Origin of the sequence: Sphingobacterium prati (assembly GCF_013167215.1) — a bacterium.
GTDB classification, from domain to species: domain Bacteria; phylum Bacteroidota; class Bacteroidia; order Sphingobacteriales; family Sphingobacteriaceae; genus Sphingobacterium; species Sphingobacterium prati.
In genome coordinates this window covers 869,446-892,691 of record NZ_JABJWY010000034.1, presented here as the reverse complement: position 1 = coordinate 892,691, position 23,246 = coordinate 869,446, and the positions used below count along the sequence as shown (strand labels likewise).

At 39.8% G+C, this 23,246-nt stretch carries 22 protein-coding genes and 1 tRNA gene; 15 read left to right on the top strand and 8 right to left on the bottom strand.

From position 1 onward, the window contains the following. The first annotated feature begins 145 nt into the window (after positions 1–145). Positions 146–2,074: an acetoacetate--CoA ligase gene (locus HPC41_RS14050; RefSeq protein ID WP_172394604.1), complete on the top strand. Its 1,929-nt coding sequence runs from the start codon at positions 146–148 to the stop codon at positions 2,072–2,074. A gap of 112 nt (positions 2,075–2,186) precedes the next feature. Here HPC41_RS14050 and HPC41_RS14045 read toward each other — a convergent pair whose 3' ends face one another. Then, positions 2,187–3,794 carry an acyl-CoA carboxylase subunit beta gene (locus HPC41_RS14045; RefSeq protein WP_172394603.1) on the bottom strand — a complete coding sequence of 536 codons (1,608 nt, stop codon included), beginning with the start codon at positions 3,792–3,794 and terminating at the stop codon, positions 2,187–2,189. Between the two features lie 152 nt (positions 3,795–3,946). On the opposite strand from HPC41_RS14045, the gene HPC41_RS14040 reads away from it, so the two are divergent. From HPC41_RS14040 to HPC41_RS14030, 3 genes are read left to right on the top strand one after another with little or no spacing between them, the layout of a single operon-like run. Further along, positions 3,947–5,092 carry an acyl-CoA dehydrogenase family protein gene (locus tag HPC41_RS14040; protein ID WP_172394602.1) on the top strand — a complete coding sequence of 382 codons (1,146 nt, stop codon included), beginning with the start codon at positions 3,947–3,949 and terminating at the stop codon, positions 5,090–5,092. Positions 5,093–5,101: 9 nt separating this feature from the next. Next, entirely contained in the window at positions 5,102–5,941 is an 840-nt protein-coding gene (locus tag HPC41_RS14035; RefSeq protein WP_172394601.1) for a hydroxymethylglutaryl-CoA lyase, read from the top strand. Between the two features lie 7 nt (positions 5,942–5,948). After that, positions 5,949–6,725, top strand: a complete 777-nt coding sequence (locus HPC41_RS14030) for an enoyl-CoA hydratase/isomerase family protein (protein WP_172394600.1) — start codon at positions 5,949–5,951, stop codon at positions 6,723–6,725. Here the strand turns inward: HPC41_RS14030 and HPC41_RS14025 are convergent, their stop codons facing one another. Next, the gene (locus HPC41_RS14025; protein WP_172394599.1) at positions 6,726–7,199 is read right to left on the bottom strand and encodes a hypothetical protein; all 474 of its coding nucleotides are present in this window, start codon (positions 7,197–7,199) and stop codon (positions 6,726–6,728) included. It abuts the gene before it with no gap. A gap of 734 nt (positions 7,200–7,933) precedes the next feature. Between HPC41_RS14025 and HPC41_RS14020 the strand changes: the two genes are divergently transcribed. From HPC41_RS14020 to HPC41_RS14005, 4 genes are read left to right on the top strand one after another with little or no spacing between them, the layout of a single operon-like run. Beyond that, positions 7,934–8,785 (top strand): ABC transporter ATP-binding protein, encoded by an 852-nt coding sequence (locus tag HPC41_RS14020; RefSeq protein ID WP_172394598.1) that lies wholly within the window; start codon positions 7,934–7,936, stop codon positions 8,783–8,785. Beyond that, positions 8,769–9,584 carry a hypothetical protein gene (locus HPC41_RS14015; RefSeq protein WP_172394597.1) on the top strand — a complete coding sequence of 272 codons (816 nt, stop codon included), beginning with the start codon at positions 8,769–8,771 and terminating at the stop codon, positions 9,582–9,584. The genes HPC41_RS14020 and HPC41_RS14015 overlap by 17 nt, the downstream gene beginning before the upstream one ends. Position 9,585: 1 nt before the next feature. After that, positions 9,586–9,969: a GntR family transcriptional regulator gene (locus tag HPC41_RS14010; protein ID WP_172394596.1), complete on the top strand. Its 384-nt coding sequence runs from the start codon at positions 9,586–9,588 to the stop codon at positions 9,967–9,969. Continuing rightward, positions 9,966–10,811, top strand: coding sequence for a hypothetical protein (locus HPC41_RS14005; RefSeq protein ID WP_172394595.1), 846 nt, complete (start codon positions 9,966–9,968; stop codon positions 10,809–10,811). Before HPC41_RS14010 ends, HPC41_RS14005 begins: the two co-directional genes overlap by 4 nt. An 83-nt stretch (positions 10,812–10,894) precedes the next feature. On the opposite strand, the gene HPC41_RS14000 is transcribed toward HPC41_RS14005, so the two are convergent. The 5 genes from HPC41_RS14000 to prmC form a co-directional block, all read right to left on the bottom strand. After that, positions 10,895–11,647 (bottom strand): 3-keto-disaccharide hydrolase, encoded by a 753-nt coding sequence (locus HPC41_RS14000; RefSeq protein WP_172394594.1) that lies wholly within the window; start codon positions 11,645–11,647, stop codon positions 10,895–10,897. A 13-nt stretch (positions 11,648–11,660) separates the two neighbouring features. Further along, positions 11,661–12,971 carry a Gfo/Idh/MocA family protein gene (locus HPC41_RS13995; RefSeq protein WP_172394593.1) on the bottom strand — a complete coding sequence of 437 codons (1,311 nt, stop codon included), beginning with the start codon at positions 12,969–12,971 and terminating at the stop codon, positions 11,661–11,663. A gap of 85 nt (positions 12,972–13,056) precedes the next feature. Continuing rightward, the gene (locus tag HPC41_RS13990; protein WP_172394592.1) at positions 13,057–14,118 is read right to left on the bottom strand and encodes a LacI family DNA-binding transcriptional regulator; all 1,062 of its coding nucleotides are present in this window, start codon (positions 14,116–14,118) and stop codon (positions 13,057–13,059) included. A gap of 263 nt (positions 14,119–14,381) precedes the next feature. Beyond that, a tRNA-Lys gene (locus HPC41_RS13985) sits at positions 14,382–14,454 on the bottom strand. Between the two features lie 118 nt (positions 14,455–14,572). Further along, the gene (prmC, locus tag HPC41_RS13980; protein WP_172394591.1) at positions 14,573–15,433 is read right to left on the bottom strand and encodes a peptide chain release factor N(5)-glutamine methyltransferase; all 861 of its coding nucleotides are present in this window, start codon (positions 15,431–15,433) and stop codon (positions 14,573–14,575) included. Between the two features lie 33 nt (positions 15,434–15,466). On the opposite strand from prmC, the gene ribD reads away from it, so the two are divergent. Together ribD and HPC41_RS13970 are read left to right on the top strand one after the other, a co-directional pair. Further along, positions 15,467–16,510 (top strand): bifunctional diaminohydroxyphosphoribosylaminopyrimidine deaminase/5-amino-6-(5-phosphoribosylamino)uracil reductase RibD, encoded by a 1,044-nt coding sequence (ribD, locus tag HPC41_RS13975; RefSeq protein WP_172394590.1) that lies wholly within the window; start codon positions 15,467–15,469, stop codon positions 16,508–16,510. A gap of 76 nt (positions 16,511–16,586) precedes the next feature. Further along, positions 16,587–17,864: a DUF2851 family protein gene (locus HPC41_RS13970; RefSeq protein ID WP_172394589.1), complete on the top strand. Its 1,278-nt coding sequence runs from the start codon at positions 16,587–16,589 to the stop codon at positions 17,862–17,864. On the opposite strand, the gene HPC41_RS13965 is transcribed toward HPC41_RS13970, so the two are convergent. Then, positions 17,861–18,613 (bottom strand): ankyrin repeat domain-containing protein, encoded by a 753-nt coding sequence (locus HPC41_RS13965; RefSeq protein ID WP_246250651.1) that lies wholly within the window; start codon positions 18,611–18,613, stop codon positions 17,861–17,863. The two genes, HPC41_RS13970 and HPC41_RS13965, sit on opposite strands and share 4 nt — an antisense overlap. Before the next feature lie 245 nt (positions 18,614–18,858). On the opposite strand from HPC41_RS13965, the gene HPC41_RS13960 reads away from it, so the two are divergent. From HPC41_RS13960 to HPC41_RS13940, 5 genes are all read left to right on the top strand, one after another. Further along, complete coding sequence (locus HPC41_RS13960; protein ID WP_172394588.1) at positions 18,859–19,428, top strand: UbiX family flavin prenyltransferase; 570 nt, start codon at positions 18,859–18,861, stop codon at positions 19,426–19,428. A 215-nt stretch (positions 19,429–19,643) separates the two neighbouring features. Beyond that, entirely contained in the window at positions 19,644–20,912 is a 1,269-nt protein-coding gene (locus HPC41_RS13955; RefSeq protein ID WP_172394587.1) for a dihydroorotase, read from the top strand. Between the two features lie 3 nt (positions 20,913–20,915). After that, the gene (locus HPC41_RS13950; RefSeq protein WP_172394586.1) at positions 20,916–21,590 is read left to right on the top strand and encodes a hypothetical protein; all 675 of its coding nucleotides are present in this window, start codon (positions 20,916–20,918) and stop codon (positions 21,588–21,590) included. A 2-nt stretch (positions 21,591–21,592) separates the two neighbouring features. Next, entirely contained in the window at positions 21,593–22,195 is a 603-nt protein-coding gene (locus HPC41_RS13945) for a DUF4199 domain-containing protein (RefSeq protein ID WP_172394585.1), read from the top strand. 99 nt (positions 22,196–22,294) lie between these two features. Further along, positions 22,295–23,245: a glycosyltransferase family 2 protein gene (locus HPC41_RS13940; protein WP_172394966.1), complete on the top strand. Its 951-nt coding sequence runs from the start codon at positions 22,295–22,297 to the stop codon at positions 23,243–23,245. Position 23,246 lies beyond the last annotated feature (1 nt).

Below are 23,246 nucleotides of genomic sequence, written 5' to 3'. Positions count from 1 at the left end.
TTTGATGAACTACGGGTATTTCAGAATAATATTTCAATAATGTAATTGATGTTATCTATTTGTTCTGTTTGAGTCCGAATTAAAATTGCATTTCAAAGCAAATTTAGCTAAGTTTGGATATAACCATTTTTTATATCCAACTATTATGGGAAAATTACTCTGGAGCCCGACAGAAGAGCAGCAATCTCAATCGGAGATCAATAGATTCAAACAGTATGTCGAACAGCGATATCAATTATCCTTTGCGTCTTATCACGAGCTCTGGGTATGGTCAACTGCACATATTGCTGACTTTTGGGAGAGTCTTGCAACTTATTTTAACATACAATTTCATTCAAATTTTACGCATATATTAACCCGTCCCGCGAACAGAGATAGTTTTATCGGAACGAAATGGTTCAGTGGAGCGACGTTAAACTACGCGGAGCATGTGTTTCGCCGTGCCACCGATACCCGGCCCGCTCTTGTTTTTCGGTCTGAACAAGATTCTCCACGTGAAGTCTCCTGGGAAGAGTTGAGGGTAATGGTGCTCAGATTACAGGTGTATTTAAAAAATCAAGGGGTCTCGAAAGGGGATTGCGTGGCAGGCGTTCTGGTTAACGGAGTGGAAGCCATAGCGTTGTTTTTGGCTACGAATTCAATCGGAGCAATCTGGTCCTGTTGTTCCCCTGACTTTGGTGAGGCAAGTATTCAAGATCGTTTTGAGCAAATCGAGCCAAAGGTGCTTTTTGCAAATGCGGACTACGCTTATAATGGACGGGTCTTTGAGAAGGAAGAAAGTGTACGAAAGCTTGTGGAACGTTTGCCTTCTCTGAAGGCCTGTGTTTTTATCCATGATAAAAACTGGCAAATGATAATGGATTCTGCCGCCCACCAAGGTGAACTTCAGTTTACAGCCGTAGCCTTTGAAGATCCCATATGGATCTTGTATTCTTCGGGAACGACAGGGAAACCCAAAGCGATCACACATGGCGCCGGAGGGATGCTATTAGAACATATGAAAGCTTTGGGATTGCATCAGAATGTGCAGGAGGGAGAGCGGTTTATGTGGTATTCGACAACAGGCTGGATGATGTGGAATTATGCACTTTCGGCACTATTAATGGGCAATACCTTGTGTATATATGACGGGGCAACCAACTTTCCGGATAAATTGAGCCTGTGGAGGTTTGCAAAAGAAACAGGTGTTGATCATTTTGGCGTGGGCGCCGCTTATTTAATTTCTTGCCAGGACCAAGATTTAAAAGCATTGGCGTATATGCCGAAAACAATTGGATCCACCGGTTCTCCATTACCACCAGCTATTTTTGAATGGATTCATCAACAATTTCCGGAAACCCAGATTATTTCGTTGAGCGGTGGTACAGATGTCTGCAGTGCTTTTCTTTCAGGATGCACATTGCTTGATGTGCATGCCGGCGAAATACAGTGCCGTACCTTAGGATCCAAAATAGAAGCTTTTAATACAGAGGGAATCGCTGTTTATGAAGAGGTGGGGGAGCTGGTGATTTTGGAACCAATGCCCTGTATGCCGATTTACTTCTGGAATGATGCGGACAATCAAAAATATTACGATAGTTACTTCGATAAGTATGCTGGTATCTGGAGTCATGGTGACTGGATTCAGATTACGAAGAATGACGGGATAATTATGTATGGTCGCTCTGATGCTACCCTTAATCGCGGTGGTGTACGTATCGGGACTGCCGAGATCTATAATGTATTGAATACAACAGATGACGTGCAGGATAGCTTGGTCATTTGTGTCGATCACGAAAATGGCTCTTCTGATATGCTACTTTTTGTTCAGCTAAAAAGTGGAATCTTAACGGATGAACTGAAGGATAAAATCAAGAAATCTCTTCGAAGGGAGTATAGTCCCCGGCACGTGCCCGACCAAATTTTCCAGGTTCCCGACGTCCCCTATACCTGGAGCGGGAAAAAACTGGAACTGCCAATAAAAAAGATTTTCTCAGGTATTCCTACCGAGCTGGCAGTTTCAAAAGATGTCATGCGCAATCCGGAGGCCGTGAATGGATTTGAAATAATTAGCAAAACATGGAATAAGTTGTAATGAATAAAAGATGTATGGCCCTCTTTTATACAAAACCCTCCTCGATCCGTGATCGAGGAGGGTAATTTATTGTTGGAATAGACCTTTTAGGGAACCTATTGGTCGAATATTCTTAAACCTGAATTACACCAACGTTGTACCGCTCGACTATAGGTTTTTCATTAGCGGCTTCTATGCCCATGCTGATTACCTTTCGGGTTTCCTGCGGTGCGATAATGCCGTCTACCCAGAGTCTGGCAGCGGCATAATAGGGACTTAATTGTTCATTATATCGATCTTCAATAGACTTGAGAAGGCTGTTTTTTTCTTCTTCATTGGTTTCATTCCCTTTTGCTTTTAATGCTGATTCCTGAATTTGAAATAAAGTTTTACCAGCTGCGGCCCCGCTCATGACAGCCATTTGGGCGGTTGGCCAGGCATAGATCAAGCGTGGATCATAAGCCTTTCCGCACATGGCATAATTTCCCGCACCATAGCTGTTACCTACAATAAAAGTGAATTTAGGGACAACCGAATTTGCCATTGCGTTGACCATTTTAGCACCATCTTTAATAATTCCGCCTTGCTCGGATCGGCTGCCGACCATAAACCCAGTGACATCCTGAAAGAAAACAAGGGGAATATTTTGCTGGTTGCAGTTCATAATAAAGCGTGCGGCTTTGTCTGCTGAGTCGCTATAAATAACACCACCCATTTGCATTTCCATTGCATTTCCCGGCTTCTTAGCTTTGATAATCTCCCGTTGGTTCGCGACAATACCTACTGCCCAGCCATCTACACGTGCAAGCGCACAGACAATTGTTTTACCATAATCGGGTTTATACTCCTCCAGTGTGTCCGCATCAACAATTGCTTCGAGAATATCTTGCATCCGGTAGGGTTTGGTGCGGTCCTCCGGAAGAATTTCTATTATTTTTTCGGGATTTGTTTTTGGCTGAAGGCTTTCCTTGCGGTTGAAGTTCGCTTTTGCATGACCACCGATTTTATCGATAACATTTTTAATAGCCGTAAGGCAACTCTGGTCATCGGGAAATTTATTATCTGTAACACCAGATATTTCGGAATGTGTGGAAGCACCGCCAAGTGTTTCCGCATCGACGGTTTCACCGATGGCGGATTTAACCAGATAAGGGCCGGCTAAGAATACGGATCCAGTGCCTTCGACGATGAAGGCATAGTCTGACATGATGGGTAAGTAGGCTCCTCCTGCAACGCAACTACCCATAATCGCCGCAATCTGCGGAATGCCCATGGAGGACATGCGCGCATTATTGCGAAATATCCGCCCAAAGTGTTCTTTGTCGGGGAAAATTTCATCTTGCATAGGCAAGAAAACACCTGCGGAATCTACCAGATAAATAATTGGAAGATTGTTTTCCATGGCGATTTCCTGCGCACGAAGATTCTTTTTTGCTGAGATGGGAAACCAAGCTCCGGCTTTGACGGTTGCATCGTTGGAGACGATAACACAAAGTTTGGATTTAACGTAGCCTATCACGGCGGCACAGCCTGCATTGGTACATCCGCCATGCTCAACATACATACCTTCTCCTGCAAACATGCCAATCTCTAGATACTCGCGGTCAGCATCCAGCAAGTAGGTTATTCTTTCCCAAGCCGACAGTTTACCTTTTTCTTTTAGTTTTTTGATTTTATCGATGCCACCACCGAGCTTTAGATTTTCTCTTTTTTGGTGAAGTAATGCGAGCAGCTCCTTCATAGTTTATAATTCTGGTTTAAAAGCGATGTAATTAAGAATTTCTTATTTTTAGATAAATTTAAAATAAAATTTTAGAATATTTGCAATTTTATTCCTAAATATTTTGATATATTTGAATTGTATTACCGATTGTAAATTTAATATTCATGCTTATGTTTATTGAAAATAAACAACAAATGGATATGATCAGACAGAGTGCACGTGATTTTGCACAGCATCATATCAAACCTTATGTGATGGAATGGGACGAAGCCCAAATATTTCCAATAGAACTTTTTAAAAAATTAGGTGAACATGGTTTCATGGGCGTTATTGTGCCTGAGGAATACGGAGGTTCGGGGCTGGGGTATCAGGAGTATATCACCGTGCTGGACGAAATATCCAAAGTTTGTGGATCGATCGGACTTTCGGTTGCGGCGCATAACTCCTTGTGTACCAATCATATTTTGAGCTTTGCCAATGAAGATCAGAAGCGACGTTATCTTCCAAAGCTGGCCACAGCAGAATGGATCGGTGCCTGGGGACTTACGGAAACGGGATCCGGTTCCGATGCCGGTGGTATGACCACCTTTGCTGAGCGGGATGGGGACTATTACCTGTTGAATGGTTCAAAGAATTTTATTACGCACGCCATTAGCTCGAGTGTTGCTGTTGTGATTGCACGTACGGGGGAAAAGGGCGATAAAAAGGGGATGTCTGCATTTATCGTTGAAAAAGATACCCCGGGCTTTACAGCAGGAAAAAAGGAGAATAAATTAGGCATGCGTGCTTCAGAAACGGCATGTCTGTTTTTTGACAACTGTAGAATACACCGCGATCAGCTGATTGGTGAGGAGGGACAAGGATTTGTACAGGCATTGAAACTTTTAGACGGCGGTAGGATTTCTATTGCGGCGCTTTCTCTGGGTATTGCCCGGGGAGCCTATGAATGTGCGCTAAAATATGCACATGAAAGAGAGCAGTTTGGAAAGAGGATTTACGATTTTCAGGCCGTTTCATTTGCCTTGGCGGATATGGCTACTCAAGTGGAGGCCAGTGAACTACTGACCCGCCAGGCTGGGTATCTCAAAGATCATGGTGAGCGTGTATCTAAAATTGGTGCAATGGCCAAATTATATGCTTCGGAGGCTGCAGTAAGTGTTTCCAATGAATCTGTACAGATTTTTGGAGGATATGGGTTTACGAAAGATTATCCGGCAGAGAAGTTCTTTCGCGATGCTAAACTGTGTACGATAGGAGAGGGGACTTCCAGTATTCAAAAGATGGTGATTGCCCGGGAAATTGAAAAAGACAGCTAATTATACCGTATGAAAGATCAGGTTGTATTGGTCGATTGTCCACGTGATGCCATTCAGGGACTGCATCATTTTATTGCAACGGACAAGAAAATTAAACATATCAATAGGTTGATTGAAAGTGGTCTGTTTGATGTGATTGATTTTGGCTCCTTTGTTTCTCCGAAGGCAGTTCCGCAGTTGGCTGACACCAAAGAAGTGCTGGCCGGTGTTATAAAAGATGATCGCGTAAAGTTATTAGCAATAGTCGCCAACCTGAGGGGTGTTCAGGATGCCGTTCAGGAAGAAAAAATAGATTTGATAGGTTACCCATTTTCGATATCAGAGACCTTTCAGTTACGGAATACGAATAGAGGTCAAGAAGAATCTTATCAGCAATTGAAGGAAATGAAGGTATTGGCTGATGCCTATGGCAAGGTTCTGGTCGTCTACATCAGTATGGCGTTTGGCAATCCATATAACGATCCTTGGTCTGCGGTACTGGTCGAGGAATGGATTGGTAAGCTCATGCAGCTAGGTATCACGGAATTCTCTTTGGCGGATACAACTTCTGAGGCGAATGCCGTACAGATTACCGATCTCTATGGTCTTGTTCGAACGCGATATCCGCAGTTAGCCATTGGTGCACATTTTCACGCAAAACGCGAAGATAGTCTTGTAAAGGTTCGTGCTGCCTATGATGCCGGTTGCCGTAAGTTTGAAGGGGCCCTATTAGGGTATGGTGGCTGCCCTTTTGCCAAGGACGACCTGGTTGGAAATATTCCTTCTGAAATTTTACTGAATCTTTTCGGTCGAGGTAGCCTGACCGAAAGAGCACGCTTAGAAGACAGTTTCAGACAAATGATCTTTTAGATAAATCATGGAAAAATTAAATTGCATAAAGGTACGTCGCGAACAGCATGTATTTATATTGATCCTTGCCCGATCAGAGAAAAGGAATGCCTTTAGTCCAACAATGGTCAGTGAGATTGCCTACGCCCTGGAAATCGCTAACAGTGATCCAGAGGTTCGTTTGGTACAGGTCGAAGCCGAGGGACCGGTATTTTGCGCAGGGATGGACTTAAAGGCTTTCGAAGACCCTACGGTTGATGTCGGAAATTCCGGTATTCCAAAAGTAGAAAAGTCGCTGGCCGAGTTGTTTGCACAGCTAAATAAGCCATCCATTTGTGTTGTTCGGGGTGATGTTATTGCAGGCGGATTTTTGATAGCACTTTCCTGTACGTATTTGTTTGCTACGCCAGATGTGCGGTTTGCACTGCCCGAGGTGAAGATTGGGCTTTTTCCATTTCAGGTGCTGGCTTTGCTGCTAGAATATATGCCCGAAAGGAGAGCAATGGATCTTTGTATCCGTGGGGGATCTTTCTCCGCCGCGGAAGCCCTGGAAAAGCAGTTGCTGTATGCAGTTTTGGAACCGGGGGAAGCTGAATTGGAAGCATTGAGAGACGCTATTGTAGCGAATGCACCCCTGGCTATTTCAAGAGGTTTTGATGCGCTTCGTCACTTGAAAAAAAATCCACAGGCAGATAACTATGCCTTTCTGCTGGATGAGCTTGCAAAGCTTCGCAAAACAGCCGATTTCAAGGAAGGAATGGCGGCAATGCGTGATAAACGAAAAGGGCATTGGAAGAATAGTTGATCAAAATGAACGGAAGCTCGGTCTGCTGGTCAATGGGGAAAATTCCCAGGGAATAGAACTCAGGGCAATCAGTAAAGCGAGGCCAAACCAGATTAAAAGTATTTTAAAACGTCGATCATCCGTATCGGCGTTTTTGCTTTTTAGACTACCGATGAGTAGAAATATGCCAGCGAGAATCATCATGCTGCTATGCTCCATTCCAAAAAAACGAATCTGTCGTAAGTGTACGGCTGTGTTAAAATGAGTTAGGAAATGCTGTGTGATCGGACTTAATATGTAGAGTATGATACCCAATAATGCCTGTGTATAAAACGTGAAAATAACCGCGTTTTTCAGGAAATTATCCGTAGGGGTGAAGTGGCGTCTATTCTTTTTTTGATAAGCAAATCGTAGTAAACTACTTATAAAAATAATCAAAACAATCCATCGCCAGGTGGAATGCAGTGCCAAAATGAAAGGGTAAATCGACGTCATAACATGACAAAGATGGATATAAAATGAAAAAAATCACATCAGTAGTATGAATTTGATCGGGATAAATAGACCGATCTGAGGAATAAACCGGGTGTCTGGTGTTAATATTGGTCGAAGAAATAGGAGAGTATGCTTGTTAAATATAGGGTTATTTTAATGTTTATATAACCTTTTTATTGTTTTGATTTTTAAGCTTTTAAATATATAAATACTTTGTTGTTAACTTAAGGTTAATGCTGTTTTTTAACTGATAAATGCGTTTTTAGTATTTGAAAATTGAACTGTTCGACTAAAAATTCCCGTTTAATATCTCTGATTGGAATCAAGGGGACAAGGTTGAGGTGTTTGTAACTGTTTTACATGCTTTTTAAGCGTTCTAAGCTGTTTTTATAACACACCCGGGTCTTTTGTTGAGAAAAACAGGAACGCTTTTTACCGAGCTAATACGAGGTTTGTTCGATTGGATATACTTTAGCTTGGAGGTTGAATCAAGCGTCTTATTCTTTTTTTTCATTATGAATTTCGTAATATTTATATTTAACATATTAATGTTCAATTATTTAAATATATTTATATAAAGTTTTTATTTTATTTTTTTTTCGTGAAATTGGGTTTTATAGGAAGTATGCCATCGATCTGCTTAAACTTTGAAAGCGTCATTTTTTTTTAAATAATTTTTGGAAACTTGGGAAATTAGTTTCTATATTAGTGTATTAATTAAATAATACAGTAGTATGATTACTATCCAAAATCTAAATTTTAGTTATAGTAAATCCACACCGCTCTTTCTCCATATGGATCTCACATTGAAGCAGGGTCATATTTACGGATTACTTGGAAAGAATGGGGCTGGCAAGTCTACTTTGCTTAAGAACATGGCCGGTCTGGTGTTTCCTGTTTCGGGGCATGTCGAGGTTCTGGGACATAACCCAAATCGACGTGAACCTTCGCTGTTGCGGGAGATCAGTTTTATTCCTGAGGAGTTCTATTTGCCCGCGGTGAAGTCAGAACAATTTTTAAAAGCCAATGTTGGTTTTTATCCAAATTTTGACCAGGAATATTTTTATCGCCTGATCAATGAGTTTGAAATTCCGGTAGAACAAAAATTGGCGGAGATGAGCTATGGCCAGAAGAAGAAATATATTATTTCCTTCGGTTTGGCTTCCAATACGAAAATCATTATCATGGACGAACCTACAAATGGTCTAGACATTCCTTCTAAAGCACAATTTCGTAAAATTATGGCTTCGGCTATCACAGACGACCGTTGTGTAATTATCTCGACCCATCAGGTGCGTGATCTGGATAATTTGATTGATGCGGTCATTTTGCTTGATGAGCATAAGGTTGCGTTGAATGCACCTATTAACCTGATTACCGATAAGCTCTGTTTCAAAAAGATGAAAGAGCTATCTTTTGATGTGCTCCATGCTGAAGAAGCGCTTGGAGGTTTCAATGCGATTCTTCCAAATACATTGGGGGAGGATTCCAAACTTGATCTGGAGTTGCTGTTCAATGCCGTATTGTTGCAGAAGGAAAAAATTACAAATCTTATTAAAGTCGATGAATATGTCAAACCTATTTAATACAACCCGTTTTTTTGCGCTGATCCGCAGACAATGGATCGGTTTTGGACGAATTTATCTGATGTCAATAGGGGTGATAGCAGGTATTATATTTTGTTTTTATGCCTTCAATATCGGTGCAAATTATAATGACATAAAAAATGAATCTATCCAAATTTATTCGGTGTTGAACTTTAGATCACCGTTGTTTTGTGTTTTAGGGATGTTTTTTGTGACCGTAATCTCGAGTAGCTATTTTTCGGATCTCGGAAGTAAGACAAAAGCAATTTTTGAATTGATGATACCGGCCTCCCGACTGGAAAAATTTCTGGTGGGGATTTTCTATACGGTGGTCGTTAGCATCAGTTCTTACTTATTGATCTATTATCTGATCGATTTGGCCTTTGTCTCTTATTTACGTGGCTTTGGCCCAGCCATAAGAACCGAGGTAAATTCGCTTGGTGAGCAGGTTACCGTGGAATTTTGGCCATATTATTTTAGTGTGGATTATCCAAGAGGAGTTTTTTATTTATGCTTTTTACCATTCTTGTTGAATGGAGTATTTTTACTGGGCGGTATTGTCTTTAAGAATTATCAATATATCAAAACAGCCATCTCACTTGTTCTTTACTGCGTGACCTGGATATGCTTTTTTGTGTACCTGATGAAAACGCAAACGGAGAACACCGTGCAACGTATGGATGATAATTATTGGTCAGATGTCTATCACATTTTTGGTTTAATCACCGTTGCAGGAATAGTGCTCACAGTGATATTCTGGGGGCTTGCCTTTTTAAGGCTAAAAGAGAAGGAGATTTAATATGGAATTTAATGCCAACAAAGCGATTTACCTACAAATTGCGGAATATGTATGTGATCATATTTTAATGGAGACCTGGAAAACGAACGACAAGGTACCATCCGTACGGGAATTGGCCATTCAGCTGGAGGTTAACCCAAATACCGTTATGCGGACATATGATCTGCTGCAGCAGAAGGAGATTATTGCGAATAAACGCGGGATCGGTTTCTTCCTGACCGAAGATTCTGTCAAAAAGGTTAAATCCTACCGGAAGACCACTTTTTTGGAAGAGGATCTTCCACCTTTCTTTCGGAATATCTATTTATTGGAAATTGGTCTAAGTGAATTGGAACAGCTTTACAGACAGTTTGTTGAACAGAATTTTAATCAAAATGAATCATGAAATTAAGTACTAAATTATTGATAGGGCTCGCAATAATCCTTTTTGTCGTTCCAACATTGGTCGCCTCGTATGTTGTCCAGACCAATCGGATAGATACAAATGTTTATCATGCGGAGATGGACAAAGAAGTGTCAAAAGCAGATGCAAAGGATGTTTATTTTCGATCCTTCCCGGTCGGGAAATTTGACAAACTTCGGTTACTCGGTGCGGATGCGAAGGGGATAAATCTGTACCTGGTAAAAAGCGATAAGTTTCTGGTAAAGATCAATAAGAACCAGGCTGATTTTGTAAAGACAAAGGTGGATGGAGATGGTTTCCTTACTCTGGATTTTTTGGAAGGCGGCGATAGGTACTACAAATCAGTTTATGTTTTTGCGCCGGATCTGAACATATTGAAATTGAAAAATGCTAGTGTGAATGAATTCTCAGCGAAGCTGGATGAAATTACCATTGTCGGTGATAGCATTGAAAGTTTTTCATTAAGTGGAGAAACTGCTATAAATACGCTTAATTTGATTTTGACAAATTCGCATATAGACGAATTTGGGTACCGCGATGACAAAAATACGGCGCCTGTCAATCATTTATTCGTCGATGCGACGAATACGATGCTGGGATTGCCGCGTGTTGATTACAAGACAGCTCATATTCTTGCTAAGAATTCGGAGATTTGTTTCAATAGAAAGGGGGATAAATCCAAAGTTGATGTGTTGGATGTCACAACGGAAGGGGAATCTTCTGTTCGGCTGGATAGCTTGCAGTGGAACACATTGCGAGGAAATCTATCAAACGACACGAAAATAGATTTGCCCGTGCATGCGCTACGGGGGTTGATCAAATAGCAGATCTTCTAATTTTGTTGTAGGTATCTGTTGAAAAAGGTCAACATTCCAACTGAGGGAATGTTGACCTTTTTTATTAACGATTATGGGGTGATGCTTGCTGCAACTTGTTGGTCACTTGTGACACCGGGAGGCAGTTCGATGAGTTTGAAATTACGGAAGTGAATCTCTGAACCCTCAGATTCAAGGCAGAGATAGCCTTTTTTTACGGTTGAATTTCGTAGGCCATTGACGAACTTTCCATTGACCGCTAATTTAATGGTGCCATCAATACATACGATGGTGTATTTGTTCCATTCGCCTTTGCCCTTAGCCCTGTTTTCAATGGACTTGCTGCGTGTGCCTCTGGGGTTGTCCGGAACTGTTGTGACACCCCCTACGCCAAAAAGCTCGCCGTGTACATAGGCGATCGGTGCCTGTTTTCCATCCATAAGGTTTTGATTTACCCAGTCTAATTCGAGCATTTGTACTTCGACGCCGCCGGGAAGTCTACCCGATGGGTCGGGCTTGGCGTCAGACCAGACGAAAATTCCTGAATTACCGCCCGCATACTGATGGTTCCATTCAACCTGAATCATAAAGTTTTCGTACTGCTTTGTGGAGCGTACAACACCTATTGGTTTTCCTTTACAAATGAGGAGATCTTTCTTGATAAGCCAAGTGTCCGGATCCGTATTGACATTGATCCAATGTATTGTTTTTAAATTTTTCTCATTTGATATCAAATCTTCCCACTGGATTTCCTGACCAAAATCGAATAAGGTTTTGGTTTGTGCTAGAAGGTTGCTATTGTTAAGCAATAACATGCTGAAAATAGTATAAATGAGTTTTTTCATCAGGTTTTACTACTTAACTAAATTTTGTTTTTCCCGGTATGGCAATTGGTGGACCATCAATGTTGAGTTCCCAACTATAGGAAGCTAATTCGGGGCCAAGGTTTTCTTTTGAATTCATTACTTGGTCAAATGTCAAATTTTGTCCTGTATAACCCGTCATGCGTGCCCAGATAGCGAGAAGTGTACTATTGGTCATCCATTCTCCATCATTGATCGGTTTGTTATTTCTGATGGCAGCAAACAGTTCATCATGTTGCGTTTGGTACATATTGTTTTTTGCGCCGGTATAATTCCAGGCTGTTTTTCCAGATATGGTATGCTTTCCGCCGATGACAACTTCAGCCAGGCCTTCTGTTCCTAATATGCTCACTGTGTTTCTTGGAGTGGTTCCCGCCTGCTGTCGACAGAAGTGCGTTCCGATCGCTCCATTTGCATATTTAAATTCGATTGCAAAATGGTCATATATATTTCCATACTTCGACTCTACACGGACTTGTCTGCCTCCGGTGCCCATTGCAGAAATAGGCATGACATCACCCATGGCCCAGGACATCATGTCTAGACTGTGGACTGCTTGCTCGACGATAAAATCGCCTGAAAGCCAGTTGTAATAGAACCAGTTTCTCATTTGCTGGGTCATTTTATTCCATTCTGGGTGAGGTTCGATATAAGTTGCCTCGCCGCCATACCGAAATGTGCTGATTGATTTTACTTGGCCTATTGCTCCTTCTAATACCTTGGTAAACGTGGCTCGGTTAGGCAGGTCATAACGAAAGCAAAAACCAGAGACAAGCGATAAATTTAATTCCTTTGCTTTTTTTACCGATTCCAGGACGCTGTGTAATCCGGGGATATCGACAGCCATTGGTTTTTCACAGAAGATATGTTTTTTTGCCCGAACAGCAGCTTTTAAATGGAGGGGTCTAAATGCTGGGGGTGTGGTGAGCAACACGACATCTACATCGCCGTTGATGACTTTTTCAAATGCGTCGAATCCCAAAAATTTGCTTCCATTGTCGATTTTCACTTGTGTTGGACGGACCTCCATCAAAGCGGCATAAGATTCATCCATACGATCCTGAAAAATATCTGCCATTGCAGTAATTTGACAGTTTGGGTCAGCCTGTAGTGCCTGGATGGCTGCGCCGGTTCCCCTGCCGCCGCAACCTATTAATCCTACTTTGATCACCTGTTCTTTCGACCGATCTGTAAAGGATAATAGGGAGGAAGTTGGTAGTGAACTTCCGAGCGCAATGATACTGGATTTTTTCAGGAAAGACCTTCTTGAATCGTTTCCTGGATAATTATCTGAATGAAGTGGCATATTCGTATTCTATGTTTATAAATGACTGTAATAAGGTTAAATAATTGTCACAAAACCGTTTGAATGAAGTCTATCGAGAGCTGGCTTAATCAAGAAATACTGAAGTCGATTTTCGATGTTCTATTTGGCAATCTAAAAAATAAGTCTCAAATTCAAAATAATTTTTCTTATTTCTTTTTTTTAGCATTTCAAGTAGGAGTTCTACGGATTTATCTGCCATGAGGCGTGTAGGCTGAGTAATAGTTGTCAAAGATGGGTTCAGGCTATTCGCAAAGGGTGTGTTGCTGAATCCGATTAAATTCATATTTTCTGGAATCTTTATTTTTAACTTATTTAAAATATGTAAGATCTTTAAAGATAAGGTGTCAGTGGTCGATAAAAGTGCATCTGGGTGCGGAGAATTGCTTAATAGAGCACTTATTTTTTGTTCGAGTTCTTCATCGATATCATCTTTTGGGCTTGAATAAGATATTTCAACAATATTTTCTTCCTTATACGGGATTGCGTAATTAAAAAGAGCATCTTTGTAGCCTTTAATTCTGCTGGCATTTCCTCCAATATCCTTGCAAAGTAGTAGAATGATGTTTTTACGGCCGTTTTTTATCATATCCTCTGTCGCTTGATAAATCACTTTGTTGTTTTGTATTCCAATTTTAAAGGTATTAAGTTGATGGTTTATCCGATCAAAGATGATAATTGGACATATTTGATCCATAATATACATCAAAAGGGATAAACTAGAGTCATTTTTTACTGGTGAAATGATTATGCCGTCAATATTACTCTGTACACAGAGTTCTAGCGCTTCTTTTTCTTTTTTTTCATCATTGAACGTCTGCAACAAGATTAATTGATAATTTGTTTGAGACAGAATATGTGAGATTTCTTCATAGAAATCAAAGAAGAATGAACTAGAGATAAAGGGAACGATAATGGCGAGTGTGTTTGAACGCCCTGTTTTTAGGCTTTTGGCAGAAAAGTTTGGTATATAATTGATTTTTTGTGTGTAAGCTAGAATCATTTTTTTTGTTTTTGCACTGATTTCATGACTATCGTTAAGCGCCTTGGAAATTGTTCCCGGTGAAAGGTTTAATTGTTTTCCGATCTCTTTTAAGGTGACTCTTTTCATGTTCTCTTTCCTCTCCATTTCTTATAACCATACATGTTTCATTCATTCACGAGGGAATGAAGTAAATTTATTTTTACGAATGCTGCTTACCAGGTCTAATTGTATTTAGCTGATGAATTATTAAATTATAAAGATAAGATAAAAAAAAGCTTTTCAAATGGAGATTGCAAAATCCGATGGTAGTTCAGGCTAAAAGCTTTATTTTAGGTAGTTGATATAGCAGAAGAGTGTAGGGTAAAGCATAAACAAGAAAAGCTAATCGTAAGATTAGCTTTTCTTTGTGATCCCGCTGGGATTCGAACCCAGGACCCATACATTAAAAGTGTATTGCTCTACCAGCTGAGCTACGGAATCCTTTCTGTTTTTGAAAGTGATGCAAAGGTAGAATTTCTTTCAATATGCACCAAATAATTGATTCTAAAATTTGCTGAATCAAGGTTAACTGTCTAATAAATAAAAAGATTATTTTTTGTTAACCACTCTTCTTTGCGCGGATTATCCGGTTGGCGCCATTGATATCCTTGATGAGCTCGACATGCTGAAAGCCTTTTTTTTCGATAAGATCCTTTGTTTCGAGCCCTAGATATTGATTAATTTCAAAATAGAGAGCTCCGTTCGGAACTAAATGTTTTAATGCAAATGACGAAATAACATCATAAAAGATCAAAGGTGCACTATCCTCAATGAATAATGCGATCTCGGGTTCATAAGCCAGCACATTTTGCTGCATGTGCTGTTTTTCATGGGGTGTGATATACGGAGGATTGGAAACGATAATATCGTATTGTTGGTCTGAAAAAATATATTCCCATTCCAAAATATCCGCATTGATAAACTGAACAAGTTGCCCTAGTCGCTGCGCATTTTTTTTCGCAGTATTGATAGCTTCCTTAGAAATATCTACCGTAGTCACTTGTGCTTGATTAAGGTGTTTTGACAGAATAATAGGGATGCAGCCAGAACCAGTTCCAATATCAATCACCTTTAGATTAGGCGGGGCAGCATGTGTTTTTATAATCAAGTCAACAAGTTCCTCTGTCTCTGGTCTCGGTATCAGAACCGATTCGTTGACTTCGAAAAATTCTCCATAAAAATCTGCCTTATTTAAAATATACTGAATGGGTCTGTTTTTTTTTAGATCCCGAAGAATTTCTTGCAAGCGAACAGTATCTATTTCCGATACTAAATTACCTTTTTTTAATTGATATGTTATTCTTTTTATACCGAATAATTCTTCAACAATAAGTAGAAATATTGATTTTATTTCATTGCTGTCGTAGACTGCTTTTAGTTCATGTTGAAACGATAATTCGAAATCTTGAAGTATTTTCATCCACCAAAGGTACGATTTTCATAGATTTGCGTGATGAATATGCACAGGCAATATATGCAACGTTGTTTGGATCTCGCTCTGTTAGGCGCAGGATCTGTAAGCCCAAACCCCATGGTGGGTGCGGTTATCGTTCTTGATGACCAAATTATTGGCGAGGGATATACTTCTCCATACGGAGGTCCCCATGCTGAAGTTAATGCTGTAAATTCGGTGTTGAATAGGTACGGTAAGGGGGCACAGGCTTTATTGGCTGCAAGTACATTTTATGTCAGTCTTGAGCCTTGTGCACACTATGGTAAAACACCTCCCTGCGCCAATATGATCGCCGATTTAAAACCATCGAAGGTTTTTGTCGCTTGTCTGGACCCCTATGCAAAAGTCAATGGTAAAGGTATTGAAATACTGAGAGCGGCAGGTATTGAGGTTGAAATTGGGCTTTTGGAGAAGGAAGCAATCTGGCTCAACCGCCGTTTTTTTACACGAATCGGCCATCACCGACCGTATGTTATTTTAAAATGGGCACAATCTAAAGATGGATTGATAGGTCAGCAGGATAAGCAGGTGTGGATCAGTAATGTCGCAAGCCAGCAACTGACTCATCGTTGGCGCGCAGAAGAGGATGCAATTTTAGTCGGAACCCATACTGCTCAACTGGATAATCCTAGTTTGACTGTCCGGCATTGGAAAGGTAAAAATCCAATCCGTGTGTTGATAGATCGGGATCTGGTCATTTCTCCTGAAGCTAAGATTTTTGATGAAAAAGCTGATACCATTGTGTTTAATGCAAAAAAAACAGATTGGCAAGGACGTATTAAACATATTGAACTTGAAAATTATGGACTGTATTTACCACAAAGTATCCTTTATCAATTGTACCTGATGGATGTACAGTCCATTATCATTGAAGGGGGAGCGAAAACTTTACAAACATTTATTGATGCTGGTCTTTGGGATGAAGCACGTGTGTTTCAATCGGAGAAAGAATTGCATAGGGGTGTTTCCGCCCCAAAGTTGAATGGACGGATTTTGGAAAAACGGATGATTTCCAGTGATTTGCTGACGGTTTATGTGAAATAGTGCAGATAAAATTGTATATTTAAGAAATTATAAATCATAGCCGGTTAGCTTAATTTCTTAGTATACAATTATGGTGATGACAGAAAACTTAATGCAGTTTATCTGGAAACTTCGGCTATTCAATACAATAGGATTGCGGTCCACGGACGGAGAGCCGTTGATTTTGATGAACTTTGGTCAGCATAACCTGAATGCAGGACCTGATTTTTTAATGTCTCATATCTTACTCGGAGACAAAGAATGGTATGGAAATATTGAGCTCCATATTCGTTCATCGGATTGGGATCGGCACCATCATCGGGATGATGCAGCTTATAATAATGTTATACTTCATGTTGTTTGGGTAAATGATAAAGACATATACCGGAGTGATGGGAGTGTTATCCCAACGATGTTGCTTTCGGCGTACGTAAATCAGCATTTGCTCAATCAGTATTCGACAATGATGGATACGAAAAACTGGATTCCTTGTCAGTCGCAGCTAAGTTCAGTTGATGTACTAAAAAAGACAATGTGGTTGGGTGCACTATCTTATGAGCGCCTGGAGATGAAAGTTCAGACGATCTTTAGTCTATTGGCTGATAATGACAATGATTGGGAAAAGGTATTTTGGATCTGGATGTGTAGGTGTATGGGACTGAAAGTGAATGCAGAGGCATTTCATGAACTCGGAGAAAAACTTCCTATATCGTTATTGAAAAAATATCGTTCGGATACCTTGAAGATCGAAGCAATTTTTTTTGGAGCAGCTGGTTTCTTGTCCGGCAAAGAGGAGGATGAACATGTTAAGTTGCTCTATAATGAGTTTGTTTATCAACAGGTTGCTCATGGCATTGAGGTCATGAGCGGTGTGTGGAAAAAGCTGCGAATGCGACCTTATAATTTTCCTGAACTTCGGATAGCGCAGTTGGTAGCCTTATTTACGGATAAGGCATTAAGTTTTTCAATGATTTTGGATCTGGAAAATTTAGAGGATGCACGTTCATTGTTTCATATTGAACAGTTAAACGACTACTGGAAATCTCGTGTTTTACCGAGAGTTAAGGGGCGTATGGCGCATTCTGGACGAATAGGGAAAGATACCATTGATATTCTCATTGTTAATGTTGTGGTGCTATTTCTTTTTGCTTATGGAAAATATTATGGGATAGAGCGGTATATTGACAAGGCCATTGATTTTTTGGAAATGCTTCCTGTTGAGAAAAATGCGATCATAAAACGGTTTGGAGAATTTGACTGGCATGCCGAAAACGCGGCCCAAGGTCAGGCGATATTGCAATTGAAGAACATGTACTGCGATAAGAGACAGTGTCTTCATTGTCGGATTGGTGCCGAAATTTTGCGAAGTGGTTAATTCGCGAGTATTTCGGCGATTTCCTTATATCCTTTTTCCAAAGCGAAATCCGCTGGACTGAGTCCTGCGAGGTTGAAGATTTTTGTGTCGGCACCAAATTCGAGCAAGACAACAATGAAATCAATATTCCCGTGTTGCGCTGCAAAATGTAATGCAGTCTCACCTGTAGCCTGAATCGCATTGACATCGGCATCGGCTTCAATGAGCATTTTACCGATTTCCTCATTATTATTTGAAGCTGCAATATGTAGGGGGGAGCAGAGTTGTTCGTTTCTGCTGGCTATATTAGGATTTACCTTTTTGGACAACAATAGACGGACAATATCCGCTTTGTTAAAATACGTTGCTAACAACAAAGGTGTAAAACCGTGTGAAGACCATTCGTTGACAACCGATGGAGCTTGCTGAATAATTGCCTCCACATATGAGGTTAATCCTGCTGCACATGCCTCATGGATGGTCATCGTTTTGCTGTGTTGAAGAAGTATTCGGATAATTTGAGGTTTATTATAATAACATGCCAATAATAACGGAGAAATCCCATGACTGGTTGTCTCTTGTAATAATTCAGGGTTTCCAATCAATAAGAGGTCGATGTCGTGACTTTTGCCTTCTTCAATATATTGTTCTAAAACAGAAAGGTTCATTTTCAAACGTAATTGCGTAACACTCCCACTAAAATAGGTTTTATTAATGAAAATAACGGTTTGAATAGCGAATTTATTTGCTAAATCAGATTGATATAACATCCTAAAAAATGTCTTGGGGTATAACATTGGACAATATTTTGGATGTGAACCGGGCTGAAAAAGGCATTTTTGAAAAAATTATATACACAAATGTGTAGTAATTCATATAATATTTTTGAAAATTAAAAAGTAGATGTACTTTTGTTAAGCCCCTCCCAAGGGCATGTTTTTCATAGGTAGATGTAGGGTCGAGTGTTTCTCACTTCGACCCTTTTTTTATAGCTTTGTTTTTATATTTAAAAGAAATGTCAAAGAGAAAAATTGTTGTTGCTATTACGGGGGCAAGCGGCTCTATATATGCCAAGTTGTTGTTAGAAAAATTGAACTCTCTAAAATCTCAGATTGCAGAAGTTGGCATCGTAATGTCAAATAATGCCAAGGATGTATGGCGGGCGGAATTGGGCGATGAGAGCTATCAAGATGTACCTTTTCAATTCTACGATAAAAATGACTTTTTCGCTCCTTTTGCATCAGGTTCAGCGCGCTTTGACACGATGATTGTATGTCCTTGTTCTATGGGGACCTTATCAAGAATAGCCTATGGAACGTCTTCAGATCTTACTACCCGTGCAGCGGATGTTATGTTAAAAGAGAGACGAAAACTTATTTTAGTTACACGTGAGACACCATTAAGTATTATTCACATTCAGAATATGAAACTCGTTACAGAGGCAGGTGGAATCATTTGTCCTGCTTCTCCATCTTTCTATAGCTTGCCAAAAACTTTGGAGGAGTTGGCCGAGACTGTGGTTGACCGGATTTTGAGCTTAGCTGGATTTGATTTTAAACATTATCAATGGGGAGAAAATTCCTAATGAATGTTCACTAAAATCAATTTTTAGTGTTCTATAATAAAATTGTATTTTGTAACTTTGTTTCTCGAAATGAAGCAATCAAAAGCATCACGCGAAAAATCTGTTTATGGCTATACAATTTATAGTGATAAATTCGGCTTTTGTTTGTTGCTAGAGAACACGCTACATGCTTCAATAGACAATTTGTATCCTATTAATTTCAATCACATTCATATATGAAAAGCTTATTGATTACTTCTGTTAAAGTAATTTTACCGGGTAACGAATATCATCAGCAGACTGTTGATGTATTTATTGAAAAAGGGAAGATTACACAGATTGGCAAAACCATCAAAGTAGCTGATAAAAACGTAGAGACCATCGATGGAACAGGTAAGATTTTATCGCCTGGATTTTTCGATTTACATGCAAATTTTGGGGAACCGGGTTTAGAGACCAAAGAAGATATCCGAACGGGAACGGCTGCTGCCGCTGCTGGTGGTTTCACAGCCGTGGCCGTAATGCCCAATACCGAGCCTGCTATTCAAAGCCGGTCCGAAGTTGCACTTGTGGTCAATGCCGCAAAGGGAAATATTGTCGATATACATCCCATTGGCGCAATCAGTAAGAAGCGGGAAGGTAAGGAAATGGCTGAACTCTATGATATGAAACAGAATGGTGCTGTTGCTTTCAGTGATGGAAATAGGAGTGTGCAACAAGCTGGACTAATGAGCAGAGCTTTGTTGTATGCAAAAGGATTTGAAGGACTGATTTTTTCGCATGCCGAAGATGAGTCCATGGCGGGTGGCAATAAAATGAATGAGGGTGCAATGAGCACTTATTTGGGAATGAAAGGAATTCCTAATCTTGCAGAATCCTTGATGGTCTCCCGTGATCTATATCTCGCGGAATATACGGAAGCCCCTATCCATTTTGCGTCGATTAGTACGCCCGAAGCCGTAGATCTAATTAAAAAAGCGAAAGCTAAAGGCCTTCGGGTTACTTGTGACGTGGCAGCACATCAATTGGTATTTACAGATGAGGATATCATAGGTTTTGACAGTAACTATAAAGTGAGCCCGCCATTAAGAACCAAAGCCGATGCGAAAGCGCTGATAAAAGGCGTTAAGGATGGTGTAATAGATGCTGTGGTATCACAGCACACGCCACAGGAAATAGAATTTAAAAATGTGGAATTTCATATTGCAAAAAATGGTATTATAGGGTTACAAACAGTATTACCGTTACTAATTCGTGCTGGATTAAACGAAGAGCAAATTGTACACAGCCTAGCTGTTAGACCGAGACAAATTCTTGGCATGGCTATGCCACAAATTAAAGCAGGGGCTATGGCGAACCTTGTGTTGTTTGACCCTGCGAAATCCTGGACTTTCAATGAAAAGACAAACAAATCCAAATCAAAAAATTCCCCGTTATTCGGACAGACATTAAAGGGAGCTGTCGAATTGGTCATCAATAATAATCAAATCATTAAAAACGATTAAACCATGGAAGCAAACATAAAAGCTGCTGTTGAAGCAGGTATTTTAAATTATGGAAAAGTTGACGGGATTGAAACGGCCCCAGAATTTCTGACGAAAATCATTCAAGTATTCAATACTGAAGCTACCTATCTGGAGAAATTGGAACTTCTTGATCAGTCTTTTGACGATTATCCGTTGTTTGATGAACTTCGTGAAGTCTATGTCGACTTACTATTGATGAATTTCTTTTCTAACGACGTGCTCAAGCTTGAGGATGACTACCTAGATTCGGAAGAATGGGAAGCTATTGAAGATGAGACAATAGATCGTGGAACTGAATTATTGAATATTTTTCTATATTTAGGTGAATGTAAAGATGACGAGATAGAGCCGGAATTAGATGATTTTCTAAAAGAGTTTTTATTAGTCGATGAAGATGAATTTCAAGATGAACATGAAATCTACGAGGATATTATCGCTAATCAGATTTTAGTTGATAGCCCTTATGCTGAAATAGCCAAAGTGGCTAAAGGAGTCAACCCTAGAAGCGAAGTATATGAGCTTTTTTATCCAGTAATGAGTTTCTTCGGTGAATTGCAACCGAGTGATCAACAATTTGAGGACTACGCTGCGGCATCAAACAATAAAGCTTTTGATTTGGCACTTTATAAAGTACTTAGCACTTATTATAATAATTAATTATGACGGATTCAATTAACCCCAGTAATGCCGGATTCGATGCGGTATTTGATAAGAAAAAGAGTATTATCTATGGCATCGTTTTGGGTGTGATCTCTTTCATTCTCGGATTGATCGTTTTATTCGTCGTTAAAGACCTGAATTCCTTCTGGGGAGTTATGTCTATGTCATTTGTTGTTAATACCGGTATATTTGTTATTATATCCGCGTTGTTTTCTTTTTCTCTTAGAAAAGCAAATGGAGGTTACTGGAGTTTTTCCATTGCACTCAAATCCATTTTTATGATGTTGGCTATTTCGACGATTATTTCAACGATCGGAACACAGGTTTATGTTAATTTTGTCAATCCTTCCCTGCAGGAGCAGGTGGTTAAACATACAATTAATGTGACCATTGAGTACATGGAAAAAAATAATGTGCCGGACGAAGTCATTGATTCGAAAATTGCCGAATTGGAAAAACAGGTTGACGCGATCGGAAAGATAACCTTGGGTCAAATCTTTAAGGGCTTGGCCATTACGTTGTTATTTCAATTCGTGTTTGCTTTGCTATTGTCTGCGCTCTCAAAAAGAGAAAAATTGACATTTAATCAAAGTACGACCTAGTTTTTTATAAAATAAAATATAGCGCACAAGGTATTGCTGAGAAAAGTAATACCTTTGTTTGTATTAATATAGTACACTTTTAGCATGATTAACATTCACATGGATATTTCTGTTGTTGTTCCATTATTTAATGAAGAAGAATCTTTACCCGAATTGACAGCTTGGATTGACCGTGTCATGTCAGCCAATCACTTTTCCTACGAAATTATTTTGGTAGATGATGGGAGTAAGGATAATTCCTGGAGAATCATTGAAGAATTGAAAGCGCAAAATGGCAATATTTCAGCCATTAAATTCAGACGTAACTATGGTAAATCCGCTGCTTTGAATGTTGGATTTGCAGCAGCCCAAGGCGATGTGGTCATCACCATGGATGCGGATTTGCAGGATAGCCCAGACGAGATTCCGGAGTTATACGACCGAATTATGAATAAAGGTGCTGATCTGGTCTCGGGCTGGAAACAAAAGCGTTATGATCCATTGACAAAGACGATTCCAACTAAATTATTTAACGGTGTAACGCGATCAATGTCGGGTATTCATAATCTGCATGATTTTAATTGCGGACTCAAAGCATACAAAAAAGAAGTAATTAAAAATATAGAAGTATACGGTGAAATGCATCGTTATATTCCCGTTATCGCAAAATGGGCTGGATTTACGAATATTCAAGAACAAATTGTTCAACATTATCCACGTAAATACGGTACGACGAAATTTGGCCCCGGGCGCTTTGTTAAAGGATTTTTGGATCTCTTGTCTATATTTTTTGTTGGAAAATTCGCTAAACGTCCAATGCATTTTTTCGGTGTAATGGGGGTTGTAAGCTTTCTAGCAGGTTTATTTATCTCGATTTATATGATTTGCCACAAACTAATGAGTATAGCTAGCGGTACGCCATTTAGGGATATAACTGATCAGCCACTATTTTTCTTTGCATTGACTGCAATTATTTTAGGGACTCAATTATTTTTGACAGGTTTTTTGGCTGAGCTGGTTTCGAGGAGTAGTTCGGATCGGAATGATTATCAAATCGAAAAAGTTATTTAAT

Excerpts from the sequence above, each read along its gene's own strand:
- HPC41_RS14050 (WP_172394604.1), top strand. The coding sequence starts at position 146 with ATGGGAAAATTACTCTGGAGCCCGACAGAAGAGCAGCAATCTCAATCG.
- HPC41_RS14045 (WP_172394603.1), bottom strand. The coding sequence starts at position 3,794 with ATGAAGGAGCTGCTCGCATTACTTCACCAAAAAAGAGAAAATCTAAAG.
- HPC41_RS14040 (WP_172394602.1), top strand. The coding sequence starts at position 3,947 with ATGTTTATTGAAAATAAACAACAAATGGATATGATCAGACAGAGTGCA.
- HPC41_RS14035 (WP_172394601.1), top strand. The coding sequence starts at position 5,102 with ATGAAAGATCAGGTTGTATTGGTCGATTGTCCACGTGATGCCATTCAG.
- HPC41_RS14030 (WP_172394600.1), top strand. The coding sequence starts at position 5,949 with ATGGAAAAATTAAATTGCATAAAGGTACGTCGCGAACAGCATGTATTT.
- HPC41_RS14025 (WP_172394599.1), bottom strand. The coding sequence starts at position 7,199 with ATGACGTCGATTTACCCTTTCATTTTGGCACTGCATTCCACCTGGCGA.
- HPC41_RS14020 (WP_172394598.1), top strand. The coding sequence starts at position 7,934 with ATGATTACTATCCAAAATCTAAATTTTAGTTATAGTAAATCCACACCG.
- HPC41_RS14015 (WP_172394597.1), top strand. The coding sequence starts at position 8,769 with ATGTCAAACCTATTTAATACAACCCGTTTTTTTGCGCTGATCCGCAGA.
- HPC41_RS14010 (WP_172394596.1), top strand. The coding sequence starts at position 9,586 with ATGGAATTTAATGCCAACAAAGCGATTTACCTACAAATTGCGGAATAT.
- HPC41_RS14005 (WP_172394595.1), top strand. The coding sequence starts at position 9,966 with ATGAAATTAAGTACTAAATTATTGATAGGGCTCGCAATAATCCTTTTT.
- HPC41_RS14000 (WP_172394594.1), bottom strand. The coding sequence starts at position 11,647 with ATGAAAAAACTCATTTATACTATTTTCAGCATGTTATTGCTTAACAAT.
- HPC41_RS13995 (WP_172394593.1), bottom strand. The coding sequence starts at position 12,971 with ATGCCACTTCATTCAGATAATTATCCAGGAAACGATTCAAGAAGGTCT.
- HPC41_RS13990 (WP_172394592.1), bottom strand. The coding sequence starts at position 14,118 with ATGGAGAGGAAAGAGAACATGAAAAGAGTCACCTTAAAAGAGATCGGA.
- prmC (WP_172394591.1), bottom strand. The coding sequence starts at position 15,433 with ATGAAAATACTTCAAGATTTCGAATTATCGTTTCAACATGAACTAAAA.
- ribD (WP_172394590.1), top strand. The coding sequence starts at position 15,467 with ATGAATATGCACAGGCAATATATGCAACGTTGTTTGGATCTCGCTCTG.
- HPC41_RS13970 (WP_172394589.1), top strand. The coding sequence starts at position 16,587 with ATGACAGAAAACTTAATGCAGTTTATCTGGAAACTTCGGCTATTCAAT.
- HPC41_RS13965 (WP_246250651.1), bottom strand. The coding sequence starts at position 18,613 with ATGTTATATCAATCTGATTTAGCAAATAAATTCGCTATTCAAACCGTT.
- HPC41_RS13960 (WP_172394588.1), top strand. The coding sequence starts at position 18,859 with ATGTCAAAGAGAAAAATTGTTGTTGCTATTACGGGGGCAAGCGGCTCT.
- HPC41_RS13955 (WP_172394587.1), top strand. The coding sequence starts at position 19,644 with ATGAAAAGCTTATTGATTACTTCTGTTAAAGTAATTTTACCGGGTAAC.
- HPC41_RS13950 (WP_172394586.1), top strand. The coding sequence starts at position 20,916 with ATGGAAGCAAACATAAAAGCTGCTGTTGAAGCAGGTATTTTAAATTAT.
- HPC41_RS13945 (WP_172394585.1), top strand. The coding sequence starts at position 21,593 with ATGACGGATTCAATTAACCCCAGTAATGCCGGATTCGATGCGGTATTT.
- HPC41_RS13940 (WP_172394966.1), top strand. The coding sequence starts at position 22,295 with ATGGATATTTCTGTTGTTGTTCCATTATTTAATGAAGAAGAATCTTTA.